This is a genomic window from Methylobacterium sp. PvP105 (assembly GCF_017876975.1).
Lineage (GTDB): Bacteria > Pseudomonadota > Alphaproteobacteria > Rhizobiales > Beijerinckiaceae > Methylobacterium > Methylobacterium radiotolerans.
This window is the reverse complement of record NZ_JAGIPA010000001.1, coordinates 5,735,920-5,753,072: the sequence shown is the minus strand read 5'-3', so window position 1 is coordinate 5,753,072 and position 17,153 is coordinate 5,735,920. Positions and strand designations below refer to the sequence as shown.

General features: G+C 74.0%; 15 protein-coding genes. 7 read left to right on the top strand and 8 right to left on the bottom strand.

The window, feature by feature from the left end; genetic code table 11:
* Positions 1–15: 15 nt before the first annotated feature.
* From J3A75_RS28080 to J3A75_RS28070, 3 genes are all read right to left on the bottom strand, one after another.
* The gene (locus tag J3A75_RS28080; RefSeq protein ID WP_012321147.1) at positions 16–669 is read right to left on the bottom strand and encodes a methionine ABC transporter permease; all 654 of its coding nucleotides are present in this window, start codon (positions 667–669) and stop codon (positions 16–18) included.
* A gap of 66 nt (positions 670–735) precedes the next feature.
* The gene (locus J3A75_RS28075; protein ID WP_012321146.1) at positions 736–1,890 is read right to left on the bottom strand and encodes a methionine ABC transporter ATP-binding protein; all 1,155 of its coding nucleotides are present in this window, start codon (positions 1,888–1,890) and stop codon (positions 736–738) included.
* The gene (locus J3A75_RS28070) at positions 1,890–2,690 is read right to left on the bottom strand and encodes a MetQ/NlpA family ABC transporter substrate-binding protein (protein ID WP_012321145.1); all 801 of its coding nucleotides are present in this window, start codon (positions 2,688–2,690) and stop codon (positions 1,890–1,892) included. Before J3A75_RS28070 ends, J3A75_RS28075 begins: the two co-directional genes overlap by 1 nt.
* A gap of 561 nt (positions 2,691–3,251) precedes the next feature.
* Here J3A75_RS28070 and J3A75_RS28065 point away from each other — a divergent pair.
* The 7 genes from J3A75_RS28065 to J3A75_RS28035 all read left to right on the top strand — a co-directional run bounded on the left by J3A75_RS28065 (position 3,252) and on the right by J3A75_RS28035 (position 10,470).
* Entirely contained in the window at positions 3,252–3,467 is a 216-nt protein-coding gene (locus tag J3A75_RS28065; RefSeq protein WP_071000737.1) for a hypothetical protein, read from the top strand.
* 279 nt (positions 3,468–3,746) lie between these two features.
* A complete protein-coding gene (locus tag J3A75_RS28060) occupies positions 3,747–4,970 on the top strand; it encodes a metallophosphoesterase family protein (protein ID WP_029361051.1) in 1,224 nt (407 codons plus the stop codon).
* 67 nt (positions 4,971–5,037) lie between these two features.
* Complete coding sequence (locus J3A75_RS28055; RefSeq protein ID WP_029361052.1) at positions 5,038–6,306, top strand: arsenic transporter; 1,269 nt, start codon at positions 5,038–5,040, stop codon at positions 6,304–6,306.
* Positions 6,307–6,340: 34 nt separating this feature from the next.
* Entirely contained in the window at positions 6,341–7,300 is a 960-nt protein-coding gene (locus J3A75_RS28050) for a DMT family transporter (RefSeq protein WP_071000116.1), read from the top strand.
* Between the two features lie 12 nt (positions 7,301–7,312).
* Complete coding sequence (locus tag J3A75_RS28045) at positions 7,313–8,710, top strand: TAXI family TRAP transporter solute-binding subunit (RefSeq protein ID WP_012321140.1); 1,398 nt, start codon at positions 7,313–7,315, stop codon at positions 8,708–8,710.
* A gap of 1 nt (position 8,711) precedes the next feature.
* Positions 8,712–10,118 (top strand): CHASE3 domain-containing protein, encoded by a 1,407-nt coding sequence (locus J3A75_RS28040; RefSeq protein ID WP_012321139.1) that lies wholly within the window; start codon positions 8,712–8,714, stop codon positions 10,116–10,118.
* 112 nt (positions 10,119–10,230) lie between these two features.
* On the top strand, positions 10,231–10,470 hold the full coding sequence (locus J3A75_RS28035) for a hypothetical protein (RefSeq protein ID WP_012321138.1): 240 nt from the start codon (positions 10,231–10,233) through the stop codon (positions 10,468–10,470).
* Positions 10,471–10,512: 42 nt separating this feature from the next.
* On the opposite strand, the gene J3A75_RS28030 is transcribed toward J3A75_RS28035, so the two are convergent.
* The 5 genes from J3A75_RS28030 to J3A75_RS28010 form a co-directional block, all read right to left on the bottom strand.
* Positions 10,513–10,830, bottom strand: a complete 318-nt coding sequence (locus J3A75_RS28030) for a sulfite:cytochrome C oxidoreductase subunit B (RefSeq protein WP_012321137.1) — start codon at positions 10,828–10,830, stop codon at positions 10,513–10,515.
* Between the two features lie 23 nt (positions 10,831–10,853).
* On the bottom strand, positions 10,854–12,062 hold the full coding sequence (locus tag J3A75_RS28025) for a molybdopterin-dependent oxidoreductase (RefSeq protein WP_012321136.1): 1,209 nt from the start codon (positions 12,060–12,062) through the stop codon (positions 10,854–10,856).
* A gap of 98 nt (positions 12,063–12,160) precedes the next feature.
* Complete coding sequence (locus J3A75_RS28020; RefSeq protein ID WP_209650840.1) at positions 12,161–13,114, bottom strand: NAD(P)-dependent oxidoreductase; 954 nt, start codon at positions 13,112–13,114, stop codon at positions 12,161–12,163.
* Positions 13,115–13,202: 88 nt separating this feature from the next.
* Positions 13,203–15,701: a putative bifunctional diguanylate cyclase/phosphodiesterase gene (locus tag J3A75_RS28015; RefSeq protein ID WP_029361435.1), complete on the bottom strand. Its 2,499-nt coding sequence runs from the start codon at positions 15,699–15,701 to the stop codon at positions 13,203–13,205.
* Complete coding sequence (locus tag J3A75_RS28010; protein ID WP_029361436.1) at positions 15,691–17,112, bottom strand: cytochrome P450; 1,422 nt, start codon at positions 17,110–17,112, stop codon at positions 15,691–15,693. Before J3A75_RS28010 ends, J3A75_RS28015 begins: the two co-directional genes overlap by 11 nt.
* Positions 17,113–17,153 lie beyond the last annotated feature (41 nt).

Here is a 17,153-nt window from a genome sequence, read left to right as displayed (position 1 = left end):
CGGGGCGCGGGGCCGTCAGCGGGCCCGGAGCCGCCGCACCGCGGTGTCGCCCGCGAACTGGACCACGCACACGAGGGCGATCAGGATCGCGATCACCACCACCATCACGGTGGTGTCGAAGCGCTGGTAGCCGTACCGGATCGCGACGTCCCCGAGGCCGCCCGCGCCCACCGCGCCGGCCATCGCGGAGGCGCCGATCATCGCCACCACCGTGATGGTGAAGCCGGCCACGATGCCCGGCAGCGCCTCAGGCAGGAGCACGTGGGCGAGGATGTGCCGGCGCCGGCAGCCGATGGACTGGGCGGCCTCGATCAGGCCGGCATCCACCTCCCGCAGCGACACCTCGGCGATCCGGGCGAAGAACGGGGTCGCGCTCACCGAGAGCGGCACGATCGCCGCCCAGACGCCGATCGTGGTGCCGGCCACCAGCCGGGTGAACGGGATCAGCGCCACCAGCAGCACGATGAAGGGCACGGCCCGGAAGCCGTTGACCACGGTCCCGACCACCCGGTTGGCCACCGGCGCCGGGAAGATGCCGCCGGGCCCGGAGGTGACGAGGAACAGCGCCAGGGGAATACCGGCGAGCACGGCGATCCCGGCCGAGACCCCGACCATGAGCGCGGTGTCGAGGAAGGCCTGCCAGAGGCGCTCGATCATCTGCGGTGACATGGCGGGTCTCCGGGTTCGGGGTGCGGGGCGGTCGGGGTATCGGGTGGAGAGCGGTGCCGCATCGCCTCACCCCACCGCCGCGTCGGCGGGGACGTAGCCGACCCGCTCCACGTCGTCGCCGAGCGCCCGCAGCCGCGCCTCCGCGCCCGGATCCTCGGCCGGGACGGCCACCAGCATCCGGCCGACCGCGTGGCCCTGGATCCGCTCGATGCCCGCCTGGAGCAGCCGCACCGGCGCCCCGGCCCCCGCGAGGCCCGCGAGGTCGAGCGCGGCCCGGCCCGAGCAGGTGATCCGCAGGATCGCCCAGCCGCCCGGCGCGGGCAGCGACTGCAGCCGGGCCGCCAGATCCGGCGGCAGGCCGCGGGTCAGGGGTTCGAGCAGCGCCCGCGTGGTCGGGTGCTCGGGCGCCCCGAAGACGCGCCAGACCGGCCCGGTCTCGACGACCCGGCCGCCCTCCAGCACCACCACGTCGCTGCAGATCTCGCGGATCACGCTCATCTCGTGGGTGATCAGGATGATGGTGATCCCGAGCCGCCGGTTGATGTCGCGCAGCAGGTCGAGGATCGCCAGCGTCGTCTCCGGGTCGAGGGCGGAGGTCGCCTCGTCGCAGAGCAGGATCTCCGGATCGCTCACGAGCGCCCGGGCGATGCCGACCCGCTGCTTCTGGCCGCCGGAGAGCCGCGACGGGTAGGTGTCGGCCTTGTCCTCCAGGCCGACGAGGCGCAGGGCCTCCGCGACCCGCGGGCCGATCGCGCGCCGGGGGACCCCCGCGACCGTCAGCGGCAGCGCCACGTTCTGCCGGACGGTCTTGGCCGCCAGCAGGTTGAAGTGCTGGAAGATCATGCCGATGCGCCGGCGCAGGGCCACGAGCCCGTCGGTGTCGAGGGCGTCGATCGGGGCGCCGTCGACCAGGACCCGGCCCGAGGTCGGCGCCTCCAGCCGGTTGACCGTGCGCAGGAGGCTCGACTTGCCCGCCCCCGAGCGGCCGATGATGCCGAAGATCGCGCCGGCGGGGATCGCGAGGTCCACCCGGTCGAGCGCCGGCACCGGCCCGGCGGCGGAGCGGTAGGTCTTCGAGACGGACTCGAACCGCACCGTCCCGGCCTCCCGGCCGGGCGCGGCGGCAGGGGCCCGGGCGGCGGTCGCCGCGCCCGGGCCTACCCGTCCGGCCGCGGCCGGCGTGCCCGGATCGCGCAGGCTGTCGAAGATCAGGCCGACCATCAGTTCTGCCAAGCCAGCAGGTAGAGCTTGTCGCTGTTGGCGAAGGACTTGCGGATCTGCTGTTTCACGGCCTCCGAGTTCTGGAAGAGCGTCACGAATTTCCGGATCACGGGGTCCTCCTTGCGGGCGGCCTTGGTGACGAAGCTCACGGCGAAGCGCCGGTCCTCGATACCGGAATAGATCAATCCGCTGGTCGGGTCGAAACTGCCGGCCGCCACGATGAAGTGCGGGTAGCCGAGGGCGAGGTCGACGTCGCCGGTGATCCGCGCCAGCTGCGGCCCCTCGACCTCGGTGAAGCGCAGTGTCTTCGGGTTCTCGACGACGTCGTCGAGGGTGCCGAGGAAGCCGACACCGTCCTTCAGCTTGATCAGCCCGGCCTTCTGGAGGAGCAGCAGGCCGCGGCCCTGGTTCACCGGGTCGTTGGCGATCGCCACCGTGCCGCCCACCGGGATCTGGTCGAAGCCCTTATGCTTCAGGGAGTACAGGCCGATATTGGACAGGATCCCGAGCCCGACGATGTCGAACGCGTAGCCCTTCTGCTTGGCGGCATTCTCCATGAAGGGGCGGTGCTGGAAGAAGTTCACGTCGATGTCGCCGGCATCGAGGGCGACGTTGGGCGTCGTCCAGTCGCTGAACTCGACCACCTTCACGTCGAGGCCCTCGGCCTTGGCCTCCCGGGCCGCCACCGTCACGGCGTCGCCGTAGGCGCCGGGCACGACGCCGATCCTGAGGGTCTCCGCCCCGGCCGGCAGGGCGCCGAGGCTGAGCGCCGCGACGGCGAGGAGACGCAGGAACTTCATCGGGCGGGACTCTGGCGGGAATGGGCGGGGGCAAGTCCGGCGGTCGGGCCGTGACGGATCGCTCCGCATCCGAAGGCAAGATCGGGAAGCATGCGGGAACTATCCATCAGGTCGACAGGCGCCGTCTCACGCGGAGGATCGTCTCGCGTCAGGTTTAGATCAGCCCGACCCGCCCCGAAATTCCAAAGATCTTCGCTCGACGACACGAACGATCTCCCGATTCCCCCGAACCGGAGATGCGAATGCTGCGCGCTCCGCGAGGCGCCGTTCCGGCCCCGTCGCGCGGGGCGTCCGGTCGCGGGGACGCGGCGCCCGGCCGGGTCTCGGGCGGGCGAGCGGGCGGCCGAATACAGGTCGGTCCCGCACGCGGGGCACCGGAACACGCCTTGTCGGACCGGGTTGAACCTGCGATTATCCAGTCATCGCAACGGCTTAGTGAAGATCATGCTCTTCCGCGAGCACTCCGCGAACGAAACCTTCTCCGACGGCCGCGATCCCGGGGATGAGCCTTCCCGGATCGGGGAGATACCCCGCGGCCCGGTCCCCGCGGCTCGGTCCGGCATGGCCGACCCGGCCGACCCGGCCGTCGCGCCGGGCGACGAGGTGGTCTTCGACCGGCTCGACCTCGCCGAGATCCTCGGGATCTGGCGCCATGCCCGCGGCCGGGTCGTGGGGCTCCACCGCCCGTGGGGCGCGGCCGCCACCGTGGACGTGAAGTTCGAGGGGCACGAGACCCTGGAACGCTACCTGCCGGACCTGTTCCGGCGCGCGCACTGAGCGGCGGGTTCACCGGCTGACAGCGCCGGGCACTGTCGGCTGAGACGACATCGAGTGTCTGCTTTCACGACACTTCCGATCGACCGGCCGCGGATCGGGCCGGCGCTCACGAAAATGTAGGGTCCCGCCGGCGCGCGCCCGCCCCCGGGGCTGGAACCCCGCCGTCTCCGAAACGTCGGGCCGGTCGCGAGCGCCGCGGCCGATTCCCGGCCGGGGTGGACGAGCCTGTCCGGGGGGCACGATGGCTCAGGGCAATCATAGACCGCGCGCGGGCGCGCCATGACGGCGAGCCACGGCGTGTTCGCCTTCGCGCATATCGGCGACCTCCACCTGGAGCGGGCCTCCGATCCCCACGCTGCCGACCTGCGGGCGATGCTCGCGGAGGTGGCGGGGCTGCACGGCCGCGGCCTCGTCGACTTCGCCTACCTGCCCGGCGACCTCGCCGAGGACGGCCGGGCGGAGCAGTACGCGGTCCTGCGCGAGGCCCTGGACCGGCACCCGGACCTGCCGGTGCGCCTGATCGCCGGCGACCACGACCGCCAGCACGGCACGATGGCGGATTTCGACGCCCTGTTCGCCGCGGTGGCGGGCAGCCCGCGCGGCGGCGGCCACGCGGCGCGGCGCCACGACCTGCCGCGCCCGCGCGACCCCGTCTCCGTGACGCACTACTACTTCGCCGAGACCTGGGCGGGCGTGCGCTGCCTGTTCCTCGACATGGTCAGCCCCGGCTACGGCCAGAAGGGCTTCGGCCTCGACTTCCGCCTCGGCCCCTGCCAGCTCGCGTGGCTCGGCGAGGAGCTGGCCCGGGCCGGGCGGGAGGGCCTGCCCTGCGCGGTCTTCGCCCACACCTATCCGGACGATCTCCGCGTGCCCGACGAGCGGGCGGCGCTCGCCGGCCTGATCCGCCATCACGGCGTGCGCCTCGTCGAGATGGGCCACACCCACTACAACGAGCTCGCCCCGGACGGGCGCACCCTCTACGCCGCGGCCCGCTCGGTCGGCCAGAACGAGGACGGCTCGGTCGGCTACGCGGTCGCGGCGATCGACGGTCCGGTGACGAGCTGGCGGTTCAAGCCCCTCGACCGGGCGCTGCCCTTCGTGATGATCACGAGCCCCGCCGACCGGCGCCTCGCCACGGCGCCCCTCGACGCCGCCGACGGCGCGATCTCGGTGCGCGCGCTCGTGCTGTCGGACCGGCCGCGGGCCGCGTGGCGCTGTCACCTGCGCGTCGATGGCGGCCCGGCCCACCCGATGGTGCCGGACGGCCCCCGGACGGTCCATGCCCGCATCCCCTGGCGCGACGGCGCGCGCCGCCTCGCCGTCACGGTCGCGGACGGCACCGGCCGCACCGACACCGAGGTGATCGAGCCGGTGGGCCGCAGCTTCGTCCCGCCGCCGGCCCCCGACCGCCCCGGCAGCGACGCGTCCCGGCTGCCCGCCTGGCCGCAGAAGGGGCTCCGGGGCGACCAGCTCGGGCCGAACCGCAACGGCCGGGACTGGTAGCCGGTCCCGACCGAATCGCGGCACACCGCACCGCACGATCCACCCCACCAGAGGACCACCGCAACCGATGGGCGCGCTGACGCTGACCCCCAACATCGCGACCTGGACGATCGCCGCCCTCGCGACCCTCGGCGTCATCCTGCGGCCGTTCTCGTGGCCGGAGGCGATCTGGGCCGTGCTCGGCGCGGGCGCCCTCGTGGCCCTCGGGCTGCTCGCCCCGGCCACCGCCTGGGACGGCGTCCTGAAGGGGACCGACGTCTACCTGTTCCTCGTCGGCATGATGCTGATGTCGGAGGTCGCCCGGAAGGAGGGCCTGTTCGACTGGCTCGCGTCGATCGCCGTGCGCGCCGCCAGGGGCTCGGCGACCCGGCTGTTCACCCTCGTGTACCTCGTCGGCACCGCCGTCACGGTGTTCCTGTCGAACGACGCCTGCGCGGTGGTGCTCACGCCCGCCGTCTACGCGGCCACCAAGGCCGCCAAGGTGGAGAACCCCCTCCCCTACCTGTTCATCTGCGCCTTCATCGCCAACGCGGCGAGCTTCGTGCTGCCGATCTCGAACCCGGCCAACCTCGTGGTCTTCGCCGAGCACATGCCGCCGCTGGTGCGCTGGCTCGGCCTGTTCGCCCTGCCCTCGCTGCTGGCCATCGCGACGACCTACGCGGTGCTGCGGCTGACCCAGGCGAAGACCCTGCGCGGGCAGCAGGTCGCGACCGACGTCGAGGCCGTGGCGCTGTCCCGCACCGGCCTCGTGGCGGGGATCGGCATCGTGGCGACCGGCGGCGTGCTGATCGCCGCCTCGGCGCTCGGCCTCGACCTCGGCCTGCCGACCTTCGTGGCCGGCCTCGCCACCACGGTCGTCGTGCTGCTGCTCAAGCGCGGCGGCCTCGTCGAGGTGGCCAAGGACGTGTCGTGGAGCGTGCTGCCGCTGGTGGCCGGGCTGTTCGTCCTGGTGGAGGCGCTGGAGAAGACCGGCGTGCTCGCCATGCTGGCGGACCTGCTCAAGGGCTACGCCCACGCCGCCCCGGAGGCCACCGCCTGGGGGGCGGGCGGCCTGGTCGCGGTGCTGTGCAACCTCGTCAACAACCTGCCGGCCGGGCTGATCGCGGGCGCCGCCGTGCAGACCGCCCACGTGCCCGAGAAGGTCGCGGGCGCGATCCTGATCGGCGTCGACCTCGGGCCGAACCTGTCGGTGACGGGCTCGCTCGCCACGATCCTCTGGCTCACCGCCATCCGCCGCGAGGGCCAGGATGTCGGCGCCTGGACCTTCCTCAAGCTCGGCCTGCTGGTGATGCCGCCGGCCCTCGCGCTGGCGCTCGCCGGCCTGCTCCTCGTCTGACCCTCCCTCCCCGCCAACCCGAAGGTCCGCGCGCGTGACGGCTGCCCTCCTCTATCCCTTCATCCTGGTGGCGGGCGCGCTGCAGGCGATCGGCAACGCCATGAACGCGCAGCTGCGCGGCCGCATGGTCAATCCGTGGCTCGCCGCGACGGTGTCGTTCCTGCCGATCGTCTTCGTGTTCACGACCCTGTTCCTCACCATGCCGACGCCGCTGCCGAGCCTCGACTCCTTGAGCAAGATGCCCTGGTACGCGCCGCTCGGCGGCCTGGCCGGCGCGGTCGCGGTGTTCGGCGGGCTCGCCTTCATCGACAAGGTCGGCGCCGGGCCGTTCAACGGCCTGACGCTCACCGCCAACATCCTCACCTCCCTGGCCATGGACGCGCTCGGCCTGTTCGGCCTGCAGGCCGCGGGTTTCAAGCCGATGCCCTGGCTCGGCGGCCTGCTGATGGCGGTGGGCGTGACCTTCATCGCGCGCTCGGGCGGCAAGAGCGACGGCGGCGAGGGGCAGGGTGAGGGGCACGGCGAGGGGCACGGCGAGGGGCACGGGATGTCGGGCAAGCTGCTCTACCCGTTCATCCTCGTGGCCGGCGCCCTGATGGCGATCGGCGTGGTCTGGAACGCGCAGCTCCGCGGCGCCCTGGAGAACCCCTGGCTCGCCGCGACGGTCTCCTTCGTCCCGGTCGTGTTCGTGTTCGCGCTGATGTTCCTGCTGCGGCCGTCGCCGCTGCCGACCCGGGACGACGTCGCGGGCGTCCGCTGGTGGATGCCGCTGGCCGGCCTCACCGGGGCGGTGGCGGTCTTCGCCGGGCTGCTCTTCGTCGACAAGGTCGGGGCCGGCGCCTTCAACGGCCTGCTGATCACCGCGAACCTCCTGACCTCGGTGGCACTCGACCATTTCGGCTGGTTCGGCATGAAGCGGGTCAATGCCGGGCCGCCGCGCCTGATCGGCGCCGCCCTGATGGTCGGCGGCATCGTGCTGATCTCGCTGTTCTGAGCGCCCGGGCCGATGGCGACCCTCCCCGCCTGGATCCTGCGCCGGGAGACCCTGCTCCTGGCCGGGGCCGCCCTCCTGGGCGCGGGCGGGGTCGCGGCCTGGGTCCTGCTCCAGGCGACGGTCCTGACCATCGCGGTCGCGCCGCGCGACGGCACCGAGCCCGGCCTGATCAAGGCCTACGCGGACGCGCTCGACGCCGCGCACGAGAAGGTCCGGCTGAGGATCCTGTCCTTCGACGACGTGCGCGAGAGCGCCGCCGCCCTGCAGGACGGGCGGGCCGACCTCGCGGTGGTCCGCCCCGACGTGCTGCTCCCGACCAACGGCCTGACCCTGGCGATCCTGCGCGACCAGGCGATGGTCATCGCCTCGCCCGAGCAGGCCGGGATCACCAGCTTCCCGAAGCTCGCCGGCAAGCGGCTCGGCATCGCGGCGCACCGGGACGCCGATCTCTGGCTGCTCCGGAATCTCCTCGGCTATTACGGGCTCACCCTGGAGGAGGCCGCCGGCCCGGCCCGGGACTCGGCGGTCCTGCTGGTCCCGGTCGACCAGGAGGCGGTGGCCGCCGCCTTCCGCGAGCGGCGGATCGACGCCTTCGTCAGCATCATCGCGCCCTCGGCACCCAAGGCGCTGGCCCTGGTCTCGGCCGTGCAGGGCGTCGCCCGCGGCGGCAAGGTGGCGTTCGTCGCCGTGGAGGATGACGGCGCCGTGATCGAGCGCTTCCCGCGGCTCCAGGCGGTCACGGTCCCGGGCGGCCTGTTCGGCGGCCGGCCGAAGCTGCCGGCCGACGACGTGAAGACGGTGGGCGCCTCGTACCGGCTGATGGCCCGCGCCTCCCTGAGCCGGGTCGTGGCAGCCGACGTGACCCAGCAGCTCTTCGAGAAGCGCACCGCCGCCGCGCAGGCGACGGACGCCGCCGAGTACGTCCAGGCCCCGGCCTACGACACGACCGTGGCGGCCACCAGCGCCCGGATCCCGATCCATCCGGGGGCGATCGACTACTACGAGCGCGACCAGCACGGCTTCATCGAGCGCTACGGCGACACGCTCTACCTCCTCGGCGCGCTGGCGGGCGGGCTCGTCTCGGTGCTGGCCTGGATCCGGCAGCGCCTCGCCGGCCTGCGCCGCGAGCGCATCGACGAGATCATGGACCGGCTCCTGGAGATCGCCGGGCAGGCCCGGGCGCTGCGCGACCCGGCGGCGATCGAGGCGCTCACCGTCGAGGTCGACGCGCTGGCCATGGACGTGGTGCGCTACGCCCGGGCGCGGGAGCCGGACACCCGGACCATGTCGGCGGCGTCCGTCGCCATCGACACGGCGCGGGCGACCATCGCGGATTGCCGGGCGCGGGCGGCCGGGGACGGGGGGCGGACCGGGCGCGCCGTCCGGCTGCACGGCGCGGGCGGGGCCTGACATGTCCGCTCCAGCCACCGCGCCCGCAGCGGACGGGAGCGAGGCCGCGACGCGTGCCTCCGTCCGGGCACGCGTCGCGGCGCGGGTGCAGCGGTCCCTGCGCTCGCGCACCGTGGCGTGGATGACGGTGGGCCTCGCCACGATCCTGGTGATGACCGCCATCGCGCTGGGCGCCTTCGTGTACCAGCAGCGCGGCGTCGACGCCGTGCGCCACACCGTGGCGGTGGACGGGCGCCTCGCCCGGGTGCTGTCGGCGGTGCAGGACGCCGAGACCGGCCAGCGCGGCTACCTGCTCACCGGCGACGCGGCCTTCCTGATGCCCTTCACCGAGGGGCGGGTGAACGTCGACCGGCAGCTCGACCTCCTGCGCGACCTCGTCCAGGACGATCCCGACCAGCGGGGCGAGCTCGACACCCTGGCCGGGCTGATCCGCCGGAAACTCGACGAGCTCGGCGCCAGCGTCGCCCTCATGCGCGCCGGCGACGGCGCCGCGGCCCGCGCCTCCGTGGCGGACGGGCGCGGCAAGCAGGTGATGGACGCGATCCGCGACCGCGTGCGCCGCATGGAGGCGCACGAGGCGGACCGGATGGAGCGGCGGCAGGCGACGGTGTCGCGGATTGCCCTGGCCATCTGGGTCATGGTCGGCGCCCTCGCCGTCCTGTTCGTGCTGTTCGCCGCCTCGGCCCTGCGGGAGGCGACCCGGCGCAACCGGCTGTCGCGGTTCCTGCCGCAGGAGCTGGTCCTGCGTCTCGCCGACGGCGACGGTAGCCTGAAGGCCGGCCGCCGCCAGCAGGCCGCCATCGTGTTCGTCGACATGCGCGGCTCGACCACCCTGGCCGAGAGCCTCGATCCGCACCGGCTCTCCGAGTTCCTGTCCGCTTTCCGGCGGCGGGTGACGCGCCTCGCCCGCCTGCGGGGCGGGGTGGTCGACAAGTTCATCGGCGACGGCGCCCTGGTGGTGTTCGGCCTGCCCGAGCCGCGGCCGGACGATGCCGCCCGCGCCCTCGCCTTCGCCCAGGACCTCGTCGCGGTGATCGCCCGCTGGACCGACAGGAGCGGGCCCGCGCGGACCGTGCGCATCGGCGTCGGGGTGCATTACGGCGAGGTGTTCTGCGGGATCATCGGCGAGGCGGCGCGCTACGAGTTCACCGTGCTGGGCGACGCCGTCAACGTCGCCGCCCGCCTCGAGCAGGCGACCAAGCTCCACGGCGTCCCGATCCTGGTCTCGGAGGCCGCGCGCCGCGCCGCCGGGGCGCCGGCCGAGGCGTGGCGCGAAGTCAGCCGCGAGCCCCTGCGGGGACGCCGGGAGCGCATGGCCTACCACACGCCCGCCGATCCCGGATCGGCCGGATCCGACCCCCATCGGGAAGAAGATATCGCGTCCTCGGCGGTCGAAGCGGCTCTCTGAGAAGAACCTGTCTGTCACTGAGACCGGATGGAGAACAAGCATCTCCACGCGCGGCGAAATTCGAAAGACGCCTCCATTGCGAACGGGCCGGCCGAGCGCGACATTCGTCACCATGCGCAGCGCCTCCGAAAACCAGTCGCCGGCCTTCGATCCGTTCGGCGAGCCCGTCGCCGACGGCGTCGCCCGCGCCTGCCCGGCCGCCACGGCCGGCGACCGCACGGCGCGGCGGGTCGGCGGTGCGGTGTTCTGGACCCTCGCCCTGGCGATTCTGGCCGGGCGCGTCTACGCCTACGATCTTCCGGCCGTGCAGGCCGTCGCCTCGCACGCGGCCCAGGCGCTCGCGCTGCGCTGACGCGGCGGGATCGGGCGTCCGTTCGAGCCGCCCGTCCGACCCTCAGTAGGTTCTGGCCAGATAGGCGGCGATCGCGCCGGCGTCGGCCTGCTCGATCGGGGCGTGGTAGGCCTTGATCATCTTGGCCACCTCGGCATCCCAGAAGGCTTTCCCGCGCCCGGGCGGCTGCGTGGCGATGTAGTCGACCGAGTGGCAGGTCTGGCAATTGGCCTGCGCCGCCTCGTAGCCCGCGGTCAGGCCCCCGTCCGTCGGGGGCCGCAGCTGCGCGGTCGGATCCGGAAGCGTGTAGGTCCGCGGCGCCGCCCAGGCCGCGCCGGCCGTCAGACCCGCGATCACCGCGCCGAGCACGAGCGCCCGCATCCCGTCGGTCCTCCCGTTCGCGCTCACGCCGCCCGCACCCGGGTGGTCTCGACGCCGTTGCGCATGTAGCCGGACGGGTTCCAGCGCGACGTCGTCGGCTGGGTGCTGCCGTCGTTGGCGGTGGCCCGCACCCGGATCGCGTGGGCGCCGGGCGTGAGCGCGGTCGCGAGCGACCAGGTCCGGAACGCGTAGGGGCCGAGATCCCCGCCCAGCGCGGCCCGAGTCCAGGTGGCGCCGTCGTCGGTCGAGACCGCGACCTCCCTGATGCCCGAGCCGCCGTCGAAGGCGATGCCGCGCAGGGCGACCGGACCGGCCTTCACCTGCGCGCCGTCGGTCAGATTCGTCAGGAACGACCGGACATTGAGGCGCCCGATCGGCACCGTGGCGGCGGCCGCCTGACCGGGCTCGGTGCAGGCGCAGGCATTGTCGGGGATGCGGTAGGCGGTCTTCATGAAGAAGCCCTCGAAGGGCTTGTCCAGCACCGTGACCGTGTCGAGGTGCTTGACCCAGTAGGTCCCGTAATAGCCGGGCACGACGAGGCGGAGCGGGTAGCCGTTGAGCCAGGGCAGATCCGCGCCGTTCATGCCCCAGGCGAGCAGCACCTGCCCGTCGCCGGCCTGGTCGAGGGTCAGCGCCTTGGCGAAGTCCGGCGTCTCCGGCAGGACCGGGCGGTCGAGCCCGTTGAAGGCGACCTGCACGGCCCCGGCCTTCACGCCGGCCCGATCCAGCACGGTCCTCAGCGGCACGCCGGTCCAGCGGGCGCAGCCCATGGCGCCGTTGGCGAGCTGGCCGCCGGCCATGCGCGGCTCGAAGAAGCCGCGGGAATTGCCCGAGCACTGGTTGACCGCGACGATCTCGGTCCCGCCGGGCAGCGCCTTCAGCTCCGCGAGGCTGAACGAGGCCGGCCGCTCGACGTGGCCGCCGACGTTCAGCCGGAACGCCTCGGGATCGATCTCCAGGGGGATGTCGGCGAGGTGGTAGCGGACGAAGAAGGCGTCGTTCGGCGTGATCGCGCCCGCGTCGAAGACCGCGAACGGCGTCTCCAGCTGGGGCGGCCGGGCGGTGGTCTGCAGCAGCGGCCGCTTGCCCGGATAGGCCACGAGCGGGCGCTCGCCGTTGCCGAAGGGCAGCTGCGCCGCCTCGTCGGCGCGGGCCGGCCGCAGGCCGCTTCCCGCCGCCAGGGCGCCGAGGGCGGCGCTCTTCAGGAAGGCCCGCCGTGCCGGATCGGTCATCCTCTGCTCCTTCCCGGCCCGCACCGGACGTCCCGGTCCCCGCGCGGCCGGCTCCCGTGGATAGCCCGCTCCGGCCGAAAGGCCCAGATCCCCCGCATTCAGCGCTCCGTGAGGTGTCGGCGCACGGCCGCGGCGGTGACGGCGGAGACGCGCACGTTCGATTCCCGGGTCACGCCGGCGATGTGGGGCGTCAGGATCAGGTTGGGCACGCCCGCGAACACGGCGCCGGCGGCGGCGTCGAGGGGCTCGCGCTCGAACACGTCCAGCGCCGCGCCGCCGAGATGGCCCGAGCGCAGCGCGGCGGCCACGGCCGCCTCGTCCACGATGCCGCCCCGGGCGGCGTTGATCAGGATCGCGCCCGTCGGCATCCGCGCCAGCGCCGCCGCGTCGATCAGGCCGCGGGTCGCGTCGGTGAGCGGCACGTGCAGCGAGAGCACGTCGCTGCCGGCGATCAGCGCGTCGAGGGCGGTCCGTTCCACCGGGCCGGAGGCCGGGGTCCAGGTCTGGGTCCAGGCCGGGTCGTCCGCGGCCACGAACGGGTCGTGGGCGGCGACCGCCATGCCGAGCGCCGCCGCCCGCCGGGCGGTCTCGCGGGCGATCGCGCCGAAGCCCACGAGGCCGAGGCGCTTGCCGGCGATCTCGCGGCCCATCAGGGCGTTGCGCGGCCACGCGCCGGCGGCGACGGCGGCGCTCGCCCCGTAGGCGCCGCGCAGGAGCAGCAGCGCGGAGGCGATGACGTACTCGGCGACCGCGCCGTCGTTGGCGCCGGTGGCCGGGTAGATCGCGATGCCGCGCGCCCGGCAGGCGGGGAGGTCGATGTTGTCGAGGCCGACGCCGAGGCGGCCGACGACCGTGAGGTCGCGGGCGGCGTCGAGCAGGGCGCCGCGGACCTGCGTCCGGTTGCGCACGATCAGGGCGTCGGCCCGGGCGGCGGCGGCGGCGAGGTCCTCCGGCCGGTCGACGAGGCCGGGATCGTACACCACGTCGAGGCCGGCGAGCTCGGCCGCGATCGCGGCCTCGTCCATGAACTCGCTGATGACGACCTTGGGCATGGCGCGCCTCTGTCCCGGTTCCGCGTGGTCGTCCCCCGCTAGAGCCGTTGGCACCCGCGTGGCAACCCGGATCCCGGCCCTGCCGCCCTCAGGCGACCGCGCGGACGGCCCGCTCCGCCGGGAGCGCCGTCCGGGGCAGGCGCTCGATCAGGCCGGGGATCTCCTCGGGCGGCCGCGCCGGGCTGTACAGGAAGCCCTGCGCGCTGTTGCAGCGCCGCAGCCGCAGGAGCTCGGCCTGCTGCTCGGTCTCGACGCCCTCCACCGTGACGTCGATGCGCAGGTCGCGGGCGATGACCATGATCGCCTCGATCACCGTCAGGCATTCGGGGCGGCTGCTCAGGTCGCGCACGAAGGCGCGGTCGATCTTGATCTTGTCGACCGGGAACTGCGTCAGGTAGCTCAGCGAGGAGTAGCCCGTCCCGAAATCGTCGAGGGCGATCCGCACCCCGAGCGCCCGCAGGGCGCGGAGATTGTCCAGCACGTGCGGCGTGTTGGCCAGGAAGATCGACTCGGTGATCTCGATCTCGAGGCGCTCCGCCGCCAGGCCGGTCTCGCTCAGCACCGCCGCGACGTCGGCGAAGAAGTCGGGCCGGCGGAAATGGACCGACGAGATGTTGACGGCGACGCGCAGGCGCGCCGGCCAGGTCAGCGCCTCCGCGCAGGCCCGCCGCAGGGCCCAGCGCCCGATCGCGAGGATGAAGCCCGTTCCCTCGGCGATCGGGATCAGCTCGGCGGGCGAGACGGGGCCGAGACCGGGCCGGGTCCAGCGCAGCAGCGCCTCGCAGCCCACCACCTGGCCGTCCTGCAGGCCGACCAGCGGCTGGTAGTGCAGCGCCATCTCGCCGTCCGCGAGGGCCTGCCGCATCGCCTCGTCGAGTTCGTGCCGGCGCTGGACGCGCACCTCCAGGTCGCGGTCGAAGCCCCGCCAGCGCCCCTTGCCGCCCTGCTTGGCGCTGTAGAGCGCGAGGTCCGCCTTCCGGAGCAGGTCCTCGGGCTCGGTCGCGTCCGCGGGGGCGCAGGCGATCCCGACGCTGACGCCGATCTCCGCCCGGACGCCGTCGATGAGGTAGGGCTCGCGCAGGACCCCGATCGTGGCCTCGGCCAGGGCCCGCGCGGCCGCGCCGTCCCGGCCGCGCTGCAGGATCGCGAACTCGTCGCCGCCGAGGCGGAACGCCTGCGCGTCGGCCGGGAGCAGCGCGCGCAGGCGATCGGCGACCTGCCCCAGCAGGGCGTCGCCGGCGGCGTGGCCGATGCTGTCGTTGACGGTCTTGAAGCCGTCGAGGTCGAGGTAGAGCAGGCTGACCGTCGCGTCCGGAGCCTGTGGCGAGGTCTGCGCGGCGGCCGCGCAGACCTCGGACGCGACGTCGTGGAACATGACCCGGTTCGACAGCCCGGTCATCGGATCCCGGGTGGCCAGGTAGGCGATGTGCGCTTCCGCCCGTCGGGCCTCCGTCACGTCGGAGCCGACACCCCGGAAGCCCGCGAAGCGCCCCTTCTGATCGAGGAACGGCTTGCCGCTCAGCCGGAGCCAGCGCCGGCCGGCCGGCGTGTCGACGGCGATGAGGTGCTGGTGGAAGGCGACGCCCCGCCGGAGGCGGTCCAGCAGGTCGGCGCTCTGATCGGCCTCGGGGGAGATCTCGGGCGAGATCTCGGGGGAGCCCTTGGGCGAGGCCTCGGCCCGGCCGGCGAGCAGCGCCGGGAACGAGGCGTGCTGGAGTGTCCGCACCGGGCAGGCCAGCACGTCCGCCATCCGGGTGGAGACGTGCTGGAACCGCCCGGTCCCGTCCGTCTCCCACAGCCAGTCGCTGGCATTCGCCTCGAAGGCGTTGAGCAGCAGCCCGATCGTCTCGCTCTGGTCCCCGACCCGCACGCGGTCGAGGATGCGCTGGCGCGACAGGCGGCTCATGCGCCTCACGCTCGTCACCACGAAGATCGCGTAGACCGCGAGCAGGAAGCCGAGGCTGAGCGCGACCGGCTCCCCGGACCGGGCCAGCCCGACGAAGCTGCCGACGATGACCGGGACCGCGAACAGGTACGAGACCGACAGGAGCGGGCCGACCACGTAGGCGTCCGAGATCAGGCCGGTCACGATGGCGACGACGAGCAGCCGCGCGTCGCCGCCGGAGGGGGCGAACAGCACGACCGGCAGGGTCGCCCAGGCGAGGCCCAGGGCGAAGGCCAGGCCGGCGGAGATCCGGCAACCCCACCGGACGGTGGCGGCCGAGGCGGTGTCGCCGTGGGTGCGCCAGTAGAGCCAGGTCGCGTAGGTCGCCGCCGCGATCAGCACCGCGACCACGGCGAGCAGGCCGAGGAGGTAGGTGTGCGAGGCCGAGCCCCAGAAGAAGTACGCGACGGCCAGCGCGATGATCAGGTGCGTCACCGCCGAGTAGGTGGCGAGCTTCAGCGTCTCGTCGAGGAGCCCCGCGCGCACCTGCAGGCGGTAGCGGTTCGGCAGCGCGTCGTCGGCGTCGGGACCGCAGAGGCGGCCGAGCAGCGATGCCGCGCGGCCCGGCCAGGATCTCCGCCGCGCGGTCGGCTCGATCGCGCCGGGCGGGCCGGACGCGTCCGCGGTCATGTCAGGCGACATGGCCGGCCCCGGGGCGGGGCGCGACCCTCATCGTCAGGCCGCCCTTGGGCCGCAGGGTCACGCGGAACTGCGCCGCCGGCATCTCGGCCGTCACCGGCCGGAGGCGGAAGGCGGGCAGCAGCGTCGCCAGGATGACGAGGCACTCGGTCAGGGCGAGGCTCATACCGATGCAGACCCGCGGGCCGGCGCCGAACGGCAGGTAGGCGTAGCGGTCGCGCGCGGCGGCCCGCTCCGGCGCGAAGCGGTCCGGGTCGAACGCCTCCGGCCGGTCCCAGAGCAGCGCGTGCCGGTGCAGGGCGTAGACCGGCACGTGGACCGACTGCCCGGCCGGCACGACCGTGTCCCCGAGCCGGACCGGGGCCCGTGTCCGCCGCACGATCAGCGGCGCCGGCGGATAGAGGCGCATCACCTCGAGGAGCACCTGGCGGGTGTAGGGGAGCCGGTCCGCGGCCTCGGGATCGGCGGCGAGATCGTCGCCGAGGCGCGCCATCTCGGCGACGACGCGCCGCTCCACCTCCGGGTGCTCGGCCAGGACCCGGAAGGTCCAGGCCAGCGCCAGGGCCGTGGTCTCGTGCCCGGCGGACACGAAGGTCAGCAGGTTGTCGACGAGGCTCGCCTCGGGGAGCGGCGCCCCGGTCTCCGGATCCCGCGCCTGCAGCAGGAGGCCGAGGAGGTCGGAGCCGGGCTCGCCGCGGGCCCGGCGGCGCGCGATCGTGCGGGCGACCTCGCCGCGCAGGTAGCGCACCGCCTCCGCCCCGGCCCGGGCTCCCGGATGCGGGACCCAGCTCGGGGCCCGCAGCATCTCCAGGGCGATCTTCCAGCTGGTCTGGCCGAGATAGGCGTCCATCGCGGCCCCGAAGGGCTCGACCTCCAGATGCGGATCGCCCGAGACCATCGTGGCGACGATGACGTCGAAGGCGGTGCGCATCATCTCGCGCAGGATGTCCCGCTCGGCCCCGGCCGGGTCGGCGTCGCGCCAGCGCGCCCGCGTCGCGGCGGCGGCCCGGGCCATGGCCGGCACGAAGCTCCGGACCCGGTCCGGGCGGAACATCGGGATCGCGGTCCTGCGCTGGCGGCGCCAGTGGGCTCCGTCCGCGGTGAGGACCCCCGCGCCGAGGGCGGGGGCCAGCGCCCGCAGCATGAACGGCTCCCGCTCCAGCGCCTCGGCCTGGTCGACCATCAGGCTGCGGATGTGGCCGGGATCGCAGACGTAGGTGGTCCGCTGGCCGAGGAAGCGGGTCGTCACCAGCGGTTGTGTGTAGATCTGCCGCGGCCAGGCCTCGATCAGGCTGCCCAGCATCGTGACCAGCACGGATGGCAGCGCGACCGCCTCGGCCACGCCCTCTGCCACGGCCGCCGCGAACGGCGGCCGTCCCGGCGCGCAGACCCTGAACGTTCCGACAGCGGGCATACCGGCTCCCTCGCGGGACCAGATTCGTGGCTCAACGTTAA

Excerpts from the sequence above, each read along its gene's own strand:
- J3A75_RS28080 (WP_012321147.1), bottom strand. The coding sequence starts at position 669 with ATGTCACCGCAGATGATCGAGCGCCTCTGGCAGGCCTTCCTCGACACC.
- J3A75_RS28075 (WP_012321146.1), bottom strand. The coding sequence starts at position 1,890 with ATGGTCGGCCTGATCTTCGACAGCCTGCGCGATCCGGGCACGCCGGCC.
- J3A75_RS28070 (WP_012321145.1), bottom strand. The coding sequence starts at position 2,690 with ATGAAGTTCCTGCGTCTCCTCGCCGTCGCGGCGCTCAGCCTCGGCGCC.
- J3A75_RS28065 (WP_071000737.1), top strand. The coding sequence starts at position 3,252 with ATGGCCGACCCGGCCGACCCGGCCGTCGCGCCGGGCGACGAGGTGGTC.
- J3A75_RS28060 (WP_029361051.1), top strand. The coding sequence starts at position 3,747 with ATGACGGCGAGCCACGGCGTGTTCGCCTTCGCGCATATCGGCGACCTC.
- J3A75_RS28055 (WP_029361052.1), top strand. The coding sequence starts at position 5,038 with ATGGGCGCGCTGACGCTGACCCCCAACATCGCGACCTGGACGATCGCC.
- J3A75_RS28045 (WP_012321140.1), top strand. The coding sequence starts at position 7,313 with ATGGCGACCCTCCCCGCCTGGATCCTGCGCCGGGAGACCCTGCTCCTG.
- J3A75_RS28040 (WP_012321139.1), top strand. The coding sequence starts at position 8,712 with ATGTCCGCTCCAGCCACCGCGCCCGCAGCGGACGGGAGCGAGGCCGCG.
- J3A75_RS28035 (WP_012321138.1), top strand. The coding sequence starts at position 10,231 with ATGCGCAGCGCCTCCGAAAACCAGTCGCCGGCCTTCGATCCGTTCGGC.
- J3A75_RS28030 (WP_012321137.1), bottom strand. The coding sequence starts at position 10,830 with ATGCGGGCGCTCGTGCTCGGCGCGGTGATCGCGGGTCTGACGGCCGGC.
- J3A75_RS28025 (WP_012321136.1), bottom strand. The coding sequence starts at position 12,062 with ATGACCGATCCGGCACGGCGGGCCTTCCTGAAGAGCGCCGCCCTCGGC.
- J3A75_RS28020 (WP_209650840.1), bottom strand. The coding sequence starts at position 13,114 with ATGCCCAAGGTCGTCATCAGCGAGTTCATGGACGAGGCCGCGATCGCG.
- J3A75_RS28015 (WP_029361435.1), bottom strand. The coding sequence starts at position 15,701 with ATGTCGCCTGACATGACCGCGGACGCGTCCGGCCCGCCCGGCGCGATC.
- J3A75_RS28010 (WP_029361436.1), bottom strand. The coding sequence starts at position 17,112 with ATGCCCGCTGTCGGAACGTTCAGGGTCTGCGCGCCGGGACGGCCGCCG.